Annotated in this window: 16 protein-coding genes and 1 other annotated feature; all 16 genes read right to left on the minus strand. The window is 30.2% G+C overall.

Annotated elements, in window-relative coordinates; all coding sequences use genetic code 11:
• Positions 1 to 48 precede the first annotated feature (48 nt).
• The 16 genes from ACVHXK_RS10965 to trpE all read right to left on the minus strand — a co-directional run bounded on the left by ACVHXK_RS10965 (position 49) and on the right by trpE (position 13211).
• The gene (locus tag ACVHXK_RS10965) at positions 49 to 603 is read right to left on the minus strand and encodes a stage V sporulation protein AE (RefSeq protein WP_461206435.1); all 555 of its coding nucleotides are present in this window, start codon (positions 601 to 603) and stop codon (positions 49 to 51) included.
• A 5-nt stretch (positions 604 to 608) separates the two neighbouring features.
• Complete coding sequence (gene spoVAE, locus ACVHXK_RS10970; RefSeq protein WP_461206478.1) at positions 609 to 968, minus strand: stage V sporulation protein AE; 360 nt, start codon at positions 966 to 968, stop codon at positions 609 to 611.
• A complete protein-coding gene (gene spoVAD / locus ACVHXK_RS10975; RefSeq protein WP_461206436.1) occupies positions 964 to 1986 on the minus strand; it encodes a stage V sporulation protein AD in 1023 nt (340 codons plus the stop codon). Before spoVAD ends, spoVAE begins: the two co-directional genes overlap by 5 nt.
• A 28-nt stretch (positions 1987 to 2014) precedes the next feature.
• Positions 2015 to 2473, minus strand: coding sequence for a stage V sporulation protein AC (spoVAC, locus tag ACVHXK_RS10980; RefSeq protein ID WP_461206479.1), 459 nt, complete (start codon positions 2471 to 2473; stop codon positions 2015 to 2017).
• Positions 2474 to 2560: 87 nt separating this feature from the next.
• Complete coding sequence (sigF, locus tag ACVHXK_RS10985; RefSeq protein ID WP_461206437.1) at positions 2561 to 3292, minus strand: RNA polymerase sporulation sigma factor SigF; 732 nt, start codon at positions 3290 to 3292, stop codon at positions 2561 to 2563.
• A 23-nt stretch (positions 3293 to 3315) separates the two neighbouring features.
• A complete protein-coding gene (gene spoIIAB, locus ACVHXK_RS10990; RefSeq protein ID WP_461206438.1) occupies positions 3316 to 3759 on the minus strand; it encodes an anti-sigma F factor in 444 nt (147 codons plus the stop codon).
• A 12-nt stretch (positions 3760 to 3771) separates the two neighbouring features.
• Entirely contained in the window at positions 3772 to 4107 is a 336-nt protein-coding gene (gene spoIIAA, locus ACVHXK_RS10995; RefSeq protein WP_461206439.1) for an anti-sigma F factor antagonist, read from the minus strand.
• 153 nt (positions 4108 to 4260) lie between these two features.
• A complete protein-coding gene (locus ACVHXK_RS11000; protein WP_461206440.1) occupies positions 4261 to 6024 on the minus strand; it encodes an Eco57I restriction-modification methylase domain-containing protein in 1764 nt (587 codons plus the stop codon).
• 20 nt (positions 6025 to 6044) lie between these two features.
• Complete coding sequence (locus tag ACVHXK_RS11005; protein ID WP_461206441.1) at positions 6045 to 6680, minus strand: cyclodeaminase/cyclohydrolase family protein; 636 nt, start codon at positions 6678 to 6680, stop codon at positions 6045 to 6047.
• A gap of 159 nt (positions 6681 to 6839) precedes the next feature.
• Positions 6840 to 7610, minus strand: coding sequence for a tryptophan synthase subunit alpha (gene trpA, locus ACVHXK_RS11010; RefSeq protein WP_461206442.1), 771 nt, complete (start codon positions 7608 to 7610; stop codon positions 6840 to 6842).
• Positions 7611 to 7612: 2 nt separating this feature from the next.
• Positions 7613 to 8803: a tryptophan synthase subunit beta gene (trpB, locus tag ACVHXK_RS11015; RefSeq protein WP_461206443.1), complete on the minus strand. Its 1191-nt coding sequence runs from the start codon at positions 8801 to 8803 to the stop codon at positions 7613 to 7615.
• The gene (locus ACVHXK_RS11020) at positions 8790 to 9398 is read right to left on the minus strand and encodes a phosphoribosylanthranilate isomerase (RefSeq protein ID WP_461206444.1); all 609 of its coding nucleotides are present in this window, start codon (positions 9396 to 9398) and stop codon (positions 8790 to 8792) included. The genes trpB and ACVHXK_RS11020 overlap by 14 nt, the downstream gene beginning before the upstream one ends.
• Positions 9388 to 10164 carry an indole-3-glycerol phosphate synthase TrpC gene (gene trpC, locus ACVHXK_RS11025; protein WP_461206445.1) on the minus strand — a complete coding sequence of 259 codons (777 nt, stop codon included), beginning with the start codon at positions 10162 to 10164 and terminating at the stop codon, positions 9388 to 9390. The genes ACVHXK_RS11020 and trpC overlap by 11 nt, the downstream gene beginning before the upstream one ends.
• On the minus strand, positions 10164 to 11177 hold the full coding sequence (gene trpD / locus ACVHXK_RS11030) for an anthranilate phosphoribosyltransferase (protein WP_461206446.1): 1014 nt from the start codon (positions 11175 to 11177) through the stop codon (positions 10164 to 10166). Before trpD ends, trpC begins: the two co-directional genes overlap by 1 nt.
• A 64-nt stretch (positions 11178 to 11241) precedes the next feature.
• A complete protein-coding gene (locus tag ACVHXK_RS11035; RefSeq protein WP_461206447.1) occupies positions 11242 to 11802 on the minus strand; it encodes an anthranilate synthase component II in 561 nt (186 codons plus the stop codon).
• 2 nt (positions 11803 to 11804) lie between these two features.
• Positions 11805 to 13211 carry an anthranilate synthase component I gene (gene trpE, locus ACVHXK_RS11040; RefSeq protein WP_461206448.1) on the minus strand — a complete coding sequence of 469 codons (1407 nt, stop codon included), beginning with the start codon at positions 13209 to 13211 and terminating at the stop codon, positions 11805 to 11807.
• A 55-nt stretch (positions 13212 to 13266) separates the two neighbouring features.
• Positions 13267 to 13595 (minus strand) — a binding site (T-box leader).
• Positions 13596 to 13670 lie beyond the last annotated feature (75 nt).

Consider the following 13670-nt stretch of genomic DNA (forward strand, 5'->3'; position numbering starts at 1 on the left):
TTTAAACAGCACGTAAACCCGACAATTCATTGTCGGGTTTACTTATTTCTAATTGTGCATTATTATTTTTGCAATTGCCTTCGATAGCACTGGGCAGCCATATTCAATATAATCAAACCCATCCATTTTACCTGGATCACCTATACCTACTACAAACAAATCTTTATTTTTCTTTATTGTATTTATAGTATCTCCCATTAATATTTTAGAGAATTTCCCATTGCCGTGTTTATCTACTGCAGTACTTATATTAGTCTTAAATTTATCAATAGAGCAATCAACTTCTATTCCTTTTGCCCTTTCTGTATTAGAAGCTACTGCTACTAGTCCTATTACATCAACTTCTTTACTCTTTAATAGTTTCTCGAGAATAACTTCACCTTTTCCCTTCCCTGTATGTCCCCTATCATCTAACATAACCACTACAGGGCCATATGGTGTTTTCTGTATGTACTTAATCAAAAGATTATAATCAATCTTAGTTGGATTTCCTGCAGAAGCTGAAATGCACCTACAGTTATTATTCATGGATGCTTTTTCTACAGCTTTTTTTGCTATTCTATCACCATCTGTAACTACTATGACTTTCCTCTTTTCTATCACTTTCATCACCCTTTTGACTTAGGATTAAAAACTAATGCCATTGTGTATCCAAATACAATAGCAGCACTTATACCTCCTGCTGCACCCTTTATTCCACCTGTAAATGCACCTATAAAGCCTGCCTCATCCACTTCTTTCATAACTGATTTAGCTAAATTATATCCAAACCCCGGCAATGGTACTGTCGCCCCAGCTTTTCCATATTCTACAACAACATCATATATACCAAGTGCTCCTAATATAACACCTAAAGTAACAAAAAGAACAAGAATTCTTGCAGGTGTCAAACTGGTTTTATCTATTAATATTTGTCCTATCGCACAAATCGTTCCGCCTATCAAAAAAGCCATTATATAATCACTAATTTTCTTCACCTCCAAACTCTATACTTATGGCATGAGCAATACCAGGAATTGACTCTCCTTGCAAAGAAGAAGTTGTACTCATCAATGCTCCTGTAGAAACCAATAGAACTTTTTTGAGTTTTTTTTCTAACAACTTTTTATATATTAAACCGCAACTTACAACTGCTGAGCAGCCACAGCCACTTCCTCCTGCATTAGTTTTTTGTCTGTTGCAATCAAATATTTCTTCTCCACAATCAATATAACCCTTGCCTAAATCATATCCATATTCATTTAAAAGATCATAAGTTATTTTTCTTCCTACTGCCCCTAAATCGCCTGTAGCAATCAAATCATAATCTGCCGGTTTTCTACCAGTATCTATAAAATGTTGATTAATTGTATCTACTGCTGCCGGTGCCATAGCCGCTCCCATATTGCTGGTATCCTGGATTCCATAGTCTTTTATTTTGCCTAAGGTAACATATTTGACATAAGGATATTCACCTTCTTTTGCAAATAGCATAGACCCCGCACCTGTAACAGTCCACTGAGAATAAGGTGCTCTTTGACTTCCCATTTCTAATGGCAACCTAAATTGTCTTTCTGCTGATGAAAAATGAGATGAAGTTGCGGCCATTGTATAGTTTGCGTATCCTCCATCTATAAAAATAGAGGCTAGACTAATTGATTCTGCCATAGTAGAACAAGCACCATATAATCCAATAAAAGGAATGTTTGTCTCTCGTACGGCAAAATTAGTAGCTGTCAACTGATTAAGCAAATCACCAGAGAAAATATAATTTACATCATCAGAACTCACTCTACCTTTTAATATTGTCTCGTTAATAGCTCTAATTAACATAGAACTTTCTGCTTTTTCAAAAGTTTTCTGCCCATTTAAATCATCATCTAAAATAATATCAAAATATTCTTTTAAAGGTCCATTTCCTTCTTTTGGACCTACTATACTTGTAGTTGCTATAATTTTTGGCAATGAATTCAATAATAACGTTTGCTTTCCAATCCTTTTATTCATTTTATAATCACTCCATAAACTTATCTACTTAAATTAAATATGAAAACACATAGTATATCAATCCTACTATGACTGAAGAACCAATACCATATACCAATACAGGACCAGCGATTGCAAACATTTTAGCACCGACACCAAAAACAAACCCTTCTTTTTTGAATTCCATAGCTGGTGATACTATAGAGTTTGCAAATCCTGTTATAGGTACAACGGAACCCGCTCCGGCATAATCACCGATTTTATCGTAAATTCCTATCCCTGTTAAAAGGGCTCCTATCAATATCATCGTTATGGCTACACTTGTACCAGCATCCTGTTGATTTAATCCAATTCTAGTGTAAAAATTTAAAAAAAATTGACCTACATCACAAATAATACCGCCTACACAAAATGCCCATACTATATTTTTAATAAGTTTTGAATTAGGAGTATCTTGTTTTGAAATTTCACCAAATTTATTTTTTATTTTTGTTTCTTCTTTAGAAATCATTTTTGTCACCTCCTATTTATTACAAATTTATTATTTGCATATAATCATTTTTTAAACAAAAAAAGAATAGAATTATTAATAATTCTACTCTTCCATGGATTTTCTAATCATTTTTAAAACTCTTTTCTCTATTCTTGACACTTGTACTTGACTTATACCAAGCATCTTTGCAACCTGAACTTGAGTAATATCTTTAATATATCTTAATATCACTATTTGTCTAGATCTTTTATCTAAAGTAGCTAAAGCATCTTTCAAAGCAATTTTGTCAATAATACTAAAAGCATCTTCTTCTGATTTTATTTTATCCATTAAATAAATAGGCGCTCCATCATCTTGATGAATAGTTTCATACAAATATTCTGGAGTAGTAACAGCTTCTTGAGCAAATATTATATCCTCTTTATTTATTCCCATATACTCAGCTAATTCTTCGATTCGTGGTTCCCTACATAATTTTTTCTCTAATTTTTCTTTTTCAAAATGAATTTTCTTAGCAGTATATTTTATACTTCTACTTACCTTTATATATCCATCATCTCTAATAAATCTTTTAATTTCTCCCAATATCATAGGAACCGCATAAGTAGAAAATTTAACATTAAATTCTGTATTAAAATTGTTTATAGCCTTTATTAAACCTATTGATCCAATCTGGAATATATCATCGTATTCATATCCTCTATTTAGAAACTTTCTACTAAGAGCTGTGACTAATGGCATATTTTGTTCTACCACTTTAGACAAAGCTTCCTCATCGCCATCTTGAGCTTTAATAATTAATTCAATATTATTATCATAATTTTTTTTACTCATCTATCAAGCTAAATCCTCCTCTCTTAGTCTTCTCCTCCAACCTCTACTGATTCAAAAATCTTTTTCATCTTTATTGTAGTTCCATTTTCTATATTTGAAACCACTTCAAGTTCGTCCATAAATGATTCCATAACTGTAAAACCCATCCCAGACCTTTCTAAGTCTGCCCTTGAAGTATATAAAGGCTTCATAGCTTGTTCAATATCCTTGATGCCCTTACCCTTGTCTATAATTGAAATCTCAGCTTCATTTTTAGATATTGCAACTTCAATTGCAATTTCTCCATATTTACTTTCATATCCATGAATAATTGAATTTGTCACTGCCTCTGAAACAGCTGTTTTAACATCAGTAAGTTCTTCAATAGTCGGGTCTAACTGAGAAATAAATGCTGCTACAGCAACTCTTGCAAAACTTTCGTTTTGTGATAAACTATCAAACTCTAATTTCATTCTATTCTTATCCATTTTTACCCCCCGCTAAAGATAATTTAATGCTTCTTCTAGATTTTTGTAAAGTGGAATTATTTTAAACATACCAGATAATTCAAACACTCTTTTTACAGAACCTTTAGCATTAATAACACACATTTTTTCTTTTTTGTTCAAGAGTTTTTTATATCTTCCTATTATAACTCCAATCCCTGAACTATCCATGAATGTTACTTTTGAAAAATCAATTATAATGTTATTAAAGGCTTTACTCTCTATAATATCATCAAACTTATTCCTAATATCCTCTGAACTATGATGATCTAATTCACCATTTAAGTGAATTATCAAATTCCTTCCTTTATACTCATATTTCAAAAACATCCTATACCCCCTAAAAGCTTTATAATAAGTATTTCTATATAATTCTTTTATTTCCTTCTTTTGTTAATAATTATTTCTCCAATTATTTTGATTATGTCCATTTTTTCTTATTATATACAAAAACCCAAAGCTTTTAATAAAAGCTTTGGGTTTTTATTCAAAATAAGAATTTATTATATCAATTTCTTTATCTTCTAAATTAAAGAATTCATAAATTAATTCTTCATTAAAATTACTAATATCTATTTTATCCATACTTGGAATACAAAGTTTCAAAAGATTATTAGGATAATACTCAAAATAATTATCTCCTAATTTTTTGGCAAAACTCATGAAATAATATTCATATACCTTACTATTCAATAAGAATAACAAATAATCATAAGAAAAAGGTACATTGTCTATTAATTCAAGTGCATATACATCTGCTGAAAAACATTTTCCTTTATCTAATGCAAATCTATTACTATTAGATTTATAAGGGAAAATCATCTTGCTTTTGTCGAATATTTCTTCTTTTCTACCCCATTGTAGCTCGTACCATTGTCTTACTCCTCGTTTGCATTCTCTTCTTTCTATCAATTTTATCTTTTGTTTTTTTATGTAATTAATACAATTAGGGAATTCATCAATATCTTTTATTTTATCAGAATAAATAATATACTTATTAGATGTATTTACTCCAAATTTGTTAATATCACTACTTTTTATCCAAGGTTTCAAAACTTCTTTTTCTAAATTATACATTTCAATTTCTTCTTTTGTAACAATAAATGCTTTATCACAACCAGTTATTATACCTTGATAACTTTTACATATATTACCCAGTGTTGTAAAGCTTTTTTCCTCAATTTTTCTTATTATTTCTCTTTCTGCTTCATCTCTTAAAATCCATCTTTTGTTATTAAGCAAATTCTTATTTATATAAAAAGATTTAATATCTTCTTTGTTTCCATAAAATAAAGACTCATAAAATGCCTTTCTTCCAATTTTATCAATTTTTTTTGGCTTTAGTATTTGGATTGCATTAGTAGAATCCATTTTATTCTCAATGAACAAAATAACAGGATCTATTCCTGTATTTTTAAAGGGCCTGATACCATAAAAATCTACTATTTTGTATATAGAACAATATTCTTTAAGTATAGTTCTTAATCCTTCTCCACTCTGTGATTCCATAAAATATCTAGAAGTAATGAAGCAGAGTTTTCCTCCTTTACTTAAAATCTGTATAGCTTTTTGAAAAAAACAATATAAAATATCAGATTTACCTTTAAAAATATTCTTATATTCTTTCTTTAGGCTATTATGATACTCTTTATCAACAGATTTATGACCAATATATGGAGGATTCCCAACAATTATATCAAATTTTTTTTCATAATCATCTAAGAGAAAATCTCCTAATAACAAGTTATCATTAATAATTTCGCCAGTTAAAAGAAATAAATCTACCCTTAATATTTTTAATGGAATAGCATCAATATCAAACCCATACAAATTATTTCTTAATATATGTTCATTAATCTCTTCTACATGTAAGTCCATTTTATTATTGCTATTAATATCTAAAAGATTTTCCATGAATATTTTTCTTAAATGATTAAATACTGGGATTAGGATATTACCGCAGCCACAAGCTGGGTCAAGTACTTTAATAAAAGGATTTTTCACAATATCAACAGCAGTAATAATTTCTTCAACCATAAAAGTTGCAATTTCAATGGGAGTATAAACTATCCCATTCTTTTTCTTATTTTCCTTTGCGTTTAAATATATTTCCGATAGTTTCTTATTACCATCAAAATTGTATTTTTTAAGTATATTTTTAATTCCAACAATCTTAAAAGTTGTATGTATAGGTTGTTTTAATAATATATCAATTTCATCTAAAGCTATTTCAAAATCATTGTACATTTTATTCTCCAGTTTTAAGTTTATAAAAATTCATCAATTAAATTGGATATCTCAATTTTCTTCAAATCATTTTTCTGCTTAAATTCTTCAATTGTATTTTTTATTTTTGTTAAATATACTTCATCCTTTATTCCATTTAAATTAATTCTAATATTTAAAAGGGATGTTTCAATTGCACTATGCAACAATATACACGCTGCACCTGCATCTGATATTACATTTTTATTACCATGCTCTGCTGCTAGAAAAATGTAATCATATATCCTAATTATCTTTTCTATTAATTCAAGAGGTACTTGAAGAGCTTCTTCATAACCTTTTTGAATAGCTTCTTTTCTTCTTTCTAATTCTTCATAAGATGTCTTTGGTAACTTAAATGCATTCATTAAGCTCATAAAAGCTTCACCATCTTTGTCCATAAAAATTAAAATTTCATCTTTTAATTTAATTAAACTTTCATTATTTTTAATAAATCTATTTTTAATCTCAGGAGTTAAATTACTAAAAGCTTTTTTGTTAATAGTTAAACTAAAAACCATTCCGCAAAGAGAAGCTGCTGTAGTTGCTGTTAGTGCAGCCGCACTTCCTCCTCCTGGAATAGGGTTTGCTGAATATAATTCATCCATATAATTATGTATTTCTAATTTCTTTTGCATACATCCACCCCCATCTTATATATTCTAATTTTAACATCAAAGAAAGTCAACATATAAAAAACTTATACATATAAAAAGTAAGAATCAATGCCAATTTTACATTGAACATCGATTCTTTATTATTCTCTCAAAATCTTTATTACATCTTTTTAAAATTAATTATCTTAATTTCTTAACGAACTCTATTACTTTTTCAGTATCTCCATTACTCTCTTCAATGCACTTTACTATAGCTGTTCCTACTATAACTGCATCAACTAAAGGTTCAAATCTTTTAATATCCTCTTTTGATTTAATCCCAAATCCAATAGCTAATGGCATATCTGTATGTTTCCTGACTTTTTCTAAGTATTCCTGAATATTATTATAAAAACTATCCTTCATACCTGTAACTCCCAAAGAAGATACGCAATATACAAATCCCTTCATATTCTTAGTTGTATCTTTTACTCTCTCTCCTGATGTTGGGGTTGCAAAGGGAATAAGAGCAATATCACTATTTGCAATATATGGCATTATTTCATCTTGTTCTTCTAAAGGTAAATCTGGAATAATAAGGCCATCAATTCCTATATCCGTACATTTACTTATAAATTTCTCTATTCCATAAGAAAATATAGAATTATAATATACTAGAAATAACAAAGGAATATCTGAATTTTCTCTAACCCTTTCTATACAATCAAATATTGCCCGCAGAGTTATTCCATTATCAATTGCGTGCTGTGAAGCCTTTTGAATAACAGGTCCATCAGCTAAAGGATCTGAAAAAGGAATACCAACTTCTATAATATCTGAGCCAGCTTTTTCAAGAGCATATATTAGCCTCTCGGTTTTATCTATAGTTGGGTGTCCTGCTGTTAGAAAGGTAATTAAAGCTTTCTTATTTTCTTCTTTTAATTTTATAAATTTTTCATCTATTCTATTCATCCTTATACCTCCATATCCTTTTCTCCTAAATATTTTGCTATTGTATGTACATCTTTATCTCCACGTCCTGATAAATTAATTACTAGAATTTCATCTTTCTTCATATCAGGTGCGATTTTCATTGCATAAGCTATGGCATGGGAGCTTTCAAGTGCTGGAATTATACCTTCTTGTCTACATAAAAAATGAAAACCTTCTATCGCTTCATCATCTTTTACTGCTTCATATTTTGCTCTTTTTATTGCTTGCAAATAAGCATGTTCAGGTCCAACCCCAGGATAATCTAATCCAGCTGATATTGAATATGCAGGTATGATTTGGCCGTTATCATCCACTAAAAGTAGAGTCTTCATACCATGCAATATACCTGTAGTTCCTTCTTGCATAGCTGCTCCATGACTGCCAGTTTCAATGCCTAATCCAGCTGCTTCCACCCCTATAAGTTCTACTTCTTTATCATCGATAAAAGGAGCAAATATCCCCATAGAATTACTTCCACCACCAACACAAGCCACTATCTTATCAGGTAATCTATTCTCCTTTTTTAAAATCTGCTCTCTAGCCTCTTCACCAATAATCTTCTGATATTCTCTTACCATTGATGGATAAGGATGAGGACCTACAACAGAGCCAATAACATAAAAAGTATCTTCAACACATCGTACCCATTCTTTAATAGCTTCATTTGTTGCGTCCTTTAAAGTTCTTGTACCTGACGTAACTCCCTTAACTTCTGCACCTAAAAGTCTCATTTTAAAAACATTAAGCTTCTGCCTTTCCATATCTTCTTCACCCATCAAAATTGTACATTCCATATTAAACAAAGCTGCTCCTGTAGCTGTAGCAACACCATGTTGACCGGCACCAGTTTCGGCTATAACTTTCTTTTTACCCATTTTTTTTGCAAGCAGTAATTGACCTATAACATTATTAATTTTGTGTGCTCCTGTATGATTTAAATCTTCTCTTTTTAAATATATTTTTGCACCACCTAAAGCTTTTGTCATACTTTCAGCGTAGTATAAGGGAGAAGGTCTACCAACATATTCATTTAAATAGTACATATACTCTTCTTTAAATTTATCGTCTTTACAATATTTTATAAATCCTTCTTCTAACTCTTTTAACGCAGTCATTACTGTTTCTGGAACGTACTGTCCACCAAATTCTCCAAATTTTCTATTGTTCTCCATATCTTTTCACCTTCCTAATAAATTCAATTATTTTCTCTTCATTTTTAATTCCCTCAACTTCAACACCAGAACTTACATCAACTACAGCTGGCTTAACTAACTCGATTCCAGTCTTAACATTAATAGAATTTAATCCGCCTGCTAATATAGTAAAGTGATCTTTTGAAAATCCATTTATAATATTCCAATCAAAACTTTTACCTGAACCTGGATTAAGCCCATCTAATAAATACCCATTGATTTCATGATATTTACCTATTTCTATAAGAGAAGCTTTATCCTTAATAGAAAATGCCTTCCAAACAGGAATATCAAAACAACTTGAAAATTCAGTAGTTTCTTTGCCATGAAGCTGAATAATATCTAAACCACAAAAATCAACAACTTCATTTATTTCTTCTTTTGTGGAATTTACAAAAACACCTACTGCCTTTATATCTTTTCTTAACTTCGATACCATATCTTTAGCTTTTTCTTTAGTCACTTTTCTTTTACTTTCTGCAAATACAAAGCCAATATAATCAACATCATACTTATTAATAATTTCAATATCTCTTTCAGTTTTAAGTCCGCATATTTTTATCTTAGTTACCATAAATTTCTTTGAACTCCTTTGCTTTTTCAAAAATACTATTACACCTCATAAAGCTTTCCCCTACAAGAACAGCATCAATATCTCCTTGTTTTAATAGAGCTATATCTTCTTTTTTATCTATTCCACTTTCACTAACTACTATAATATCTTTTGGAATAAGCTTTCTTAATTCCATTGTAGTATTTAAATCAACAGTGAAATCCTCTAAATTTCTATTATTAATTCCAATTATTCTTGCCCCAGAATTAAGTGCTTTATAAACCTCTTCTTCTTTATGAACTTCTACTAAAGGTTCAAGTCCAATATCTCTTGCAATTTTTAGAAACTTTTTTAATCTATTCTCCTCTAAAATTGAGGCAATTAGCAATATACTACTAGCACCAAGAATTCTTCCTTCATATATTTGATTTTCATCTATAATAAAATCTTTTCTTAATAGAGGTATTGTAGTTACTTCTTTAACACGCCTTAAATACTCTGGGCTACCTAGAAAAAAATGTTCTTCCGTCAAAACCGAAATAGCATCAACGGCATCATTGTATTGTTTTGCAAAAATTTCAGGTTCATTAAATGCATTTATAAGTCCCTTAGACGGAGATGCCTTTTTTACTTCACCTATAATAGATAGCCCTTCTTTGCTAAGTGCTTTATAAAAACTTGGTACAGCATCTAAATTATCTATTTCCATTAAAAATTCATCTATCAATGGAAATTTTGTACTATTTAAAGTTTCTATTTTTTTCTTTACAATTTTGTCTAGAATCATTAGAACCTCCTTGTATATTCAGCGAAACTTTCTAATTTTTCAAAAGCTTTTCCACCGTCTATTATATGCCTAGCCATATCTATTCCATCTCTTATAGAGTTAACCTTACCATATGCATATAAGGCAGCTCCACTATTTAATAGTAAAATATCTCTCTTTGGTCCTTTTTCTCCCTTCAATAGTCTCTTTATAATTTCTGCATTCTCCTCAGCATAACCTCCTTCTAGTTCATCCTTGTTGCATCTATTTAATCCAAAATCTTCAGGTTTCACAAAATATGTTCTTATATTACCTTGATTCAATTCTGTAATTTTCGTTTCATCACTAAGTGAAATTTCATCTATACCGTCCATACCATATACTACAAGCGCTCTTTTTACACCTAAATTATTTAGTACATTTGCCATAATATCTGTCAATTTAGGATCAAATACGCCCAACACTTGAAAATCAGCTTCAGCAGGATTAGCTAGAGGTCCTAAAATATTAAAGATTGTCCTGTATCCTAGTTCTTTTCTTGTCTTCACAACATTTTTCATAGCTTTATGAAAAACTGGTGCAAATAAAAACCCGATTTTTTCGTTTTCAATACATTCTTTTACTTCATCTTTTTTTAAATCTATTTTTACCCCTAGTTTCTCAAGAACATCAGCACTTCCGCTTTTACTTGAAACAGATCTATTACCGTGTTTTACAACCATGCACCCTGCTGCAGCGCAAATAAAAGCTGATGCAGTAGATATATTGAATGTACCTGATTTATCTCCACCGGTTCCACAGGTATCTATAGTTTTGCAATTGTCTAATTCTATCTTATCCATTTTCCCTCTAAGACTCATAGCTCCGCCTGTAATCTCTTCAATAGTTTCACCTTTGATTTTTAGTGCTGTTAAAAAACTAGAGATAACAATGTCAGAAATCTCACCATTCATAATTTCATCCATTGACATCATCATTTCATCAATAGTTAAATTTTCTTTTTTTAATAACTTTTCCATTGCATCTTTTATCATTATTTTTCTCCCCTTTTTTATAAATATAAATAACCGTAAATATTCACTTATTACCTCACCAATATTATATCTCCATAAAATTCTTAATCATTGTTTTACCTTCTATCGTGAAAATTGATTCTGGGTGAAATTGAAATCCAAACAAAGAATATTCTTTATGTTCAATTGCCATTATTTCATCATCTTCAGTTCTCGCTGAAATAATTAATTCTTTTGGTAAAGTTTCTTCTTTTGCAGCTAAAGAATGATATCTTGCAACTTTCGTTGGATTAGGTACGTCCTCTAATATACCTGATGAATTATGCGTTATATTACTAGTTTTACCGTGAAAAAGTTCCTTTGCGTAACCTACCTCACCATCGAAAGCTCTTACTATACATTGATGCCCTAAACATATTCCAAGTATAGGTTTCTCCTTATAAAAATTTTTTATTATTTCTATACAATTTCCAGCATCATCAGGAGTACCAGGACCGGGAGATATTACTATTTTGTCAGGGTTCATTTTCCTAACTTTATCAATCGTTATTTTATCATTTCTAACAATTTCTACATCATCGTATTCTCCTATATATTGAAATAAATTATATGTAAATGAATCATAATTATCTATTAGTAATACCATTATTACACCTCCAAAACGCTCATCAATGCTTTGATTTTATTTTCTGTTTCTTCAAATTCTTTCTCTGGAATTGAATCTGCTACAATTCCTGCTCCTGCCTGCATATACGCTATACCATTTTTAATTATCATTGTTCTAATAGCTATGCAAGTATCCATATTTCCGTCAAATCCAAAATATCCAACAGCACCTCCATAAACTCCTCTTCTTTCCTTTTCAAGCTCTTCAATTATTTCCATAGCTCTAATTTTAGGTGCACCTGAAAGTGTTCCTGCTGGAATAAATCTTCCAAGAATATCATAGGCATCTTTATTTTGCATTTTATCTCCTTCAACTAAAGAAACAATATGCATAACATGTGAATAATTTTTCACTTCCATAAACTGAGTTACTTCAACTGTTCCTATTGTGCTAACTCTTCCTGTATCATTTCTAGCTAAATCTACTAGCATTGCATGTTCAGCTTTTTCTTTTTCATCATTTAACAATTCTATTGCAAGTTCCTTGTCTTCCTTGGTTGTTTTCCCCCTTTTTCTTGTTCCTGCGATAGGACATGTGTATATTCTATTATCCTGTAGCTTAACAAGCATTTCTGGAGAACTTCCTACAACTTGATATTCTCCGTAATTCAAATAATAAAGATATGGTGATGGATTAACACTTCGTAACTTTCTATAAATAGTAAAAGGATGTTCCATAATTTCTTTTTCCCATTTTTGTGATAAAACAACTTGAAATATATCTCCTTCAAAAATATACTTTTTAGCTTTTTCAACCATTTCTTTGTACTCATTTTTTGTTGTATTGCTCAATGTTTCCGTATTTAATTGCTTTCTATCAAAATAAACATTCTTTAATAAATTTTTACCATGTAATACTATTTCTTTCATTGTTTTTAACTTAATTTGTGCTTTCTCTTTTCCTTCTATATTTTCATCTTCAATTACTAAAAGAATTATTTTGTTAAAATGATGATCGAAAACTATCATTTCTTTTGTTATCATCATTTCCATAAGAGGAATATCCATTTTCTCTTCTGTTAAATTAGGAAGATTTTCATATTGCCGAATAACATCATATCCAACGGTACCAACAGCTCCGCCTATAAATGGTAATGAACTTGTATTTTTAACCTTAAAATTTTTCATGTATTCTCTTAATATTGAAAGAGCTTTACCTTTTATTACTGCTTTCTTCTCACCATCTTTCACAATAACTTCATCTTGATTATCCATTTTCAATATAGTGCTAGGGTTTTTACCAATAAATGAATATCGACCATGTTCTATATCATAAGTTTCAAGTAAAAATCCAATATCCTCTCCAACATATTTTTCATATAAAGTTATTGGAGTCTCCTTATCCCCATTTAACTCTTCGCTGTACGTTACTAAAATACTTTCTTTCAATTTAATAGCCCCCTTTTTCTTATATATCAACGCAAAAAAGACCACTTCACCCATATGTTGGGGCGAAATGGTCTTCACGGTACCACCCAATTTTAAATTTATATCTAAATAAGTTTGTATTAGTAAAAATATAAAAGGCATCTCGTCCTTTAGGACGAAATGCCATATTTCGCTATACCACCTATATATAAATCTAATCTCTATTCAGATACGGAGTATAAACTCGATATCTTACCTCTATAACGTGAGGACACGGAACAGGCTACTTTAATTTCACCCTACACCTCATGGACCCATTCCTTAATGATTATGTTATCGACCTTGCACCACCGTCGACTCGCTATAAACGTCACAATAAGTACTTCTTCCAATCAAAGGCTTGATTTTTAATATTTATACAATTGTATAATATATTCATATATTTGTCAACACACTTTTGAAAATTTAAATTTGAATTTT

The sequence above is a fragment of the Clostridium sp. DL1XJH146 genome, assembly GCF_054819755.1.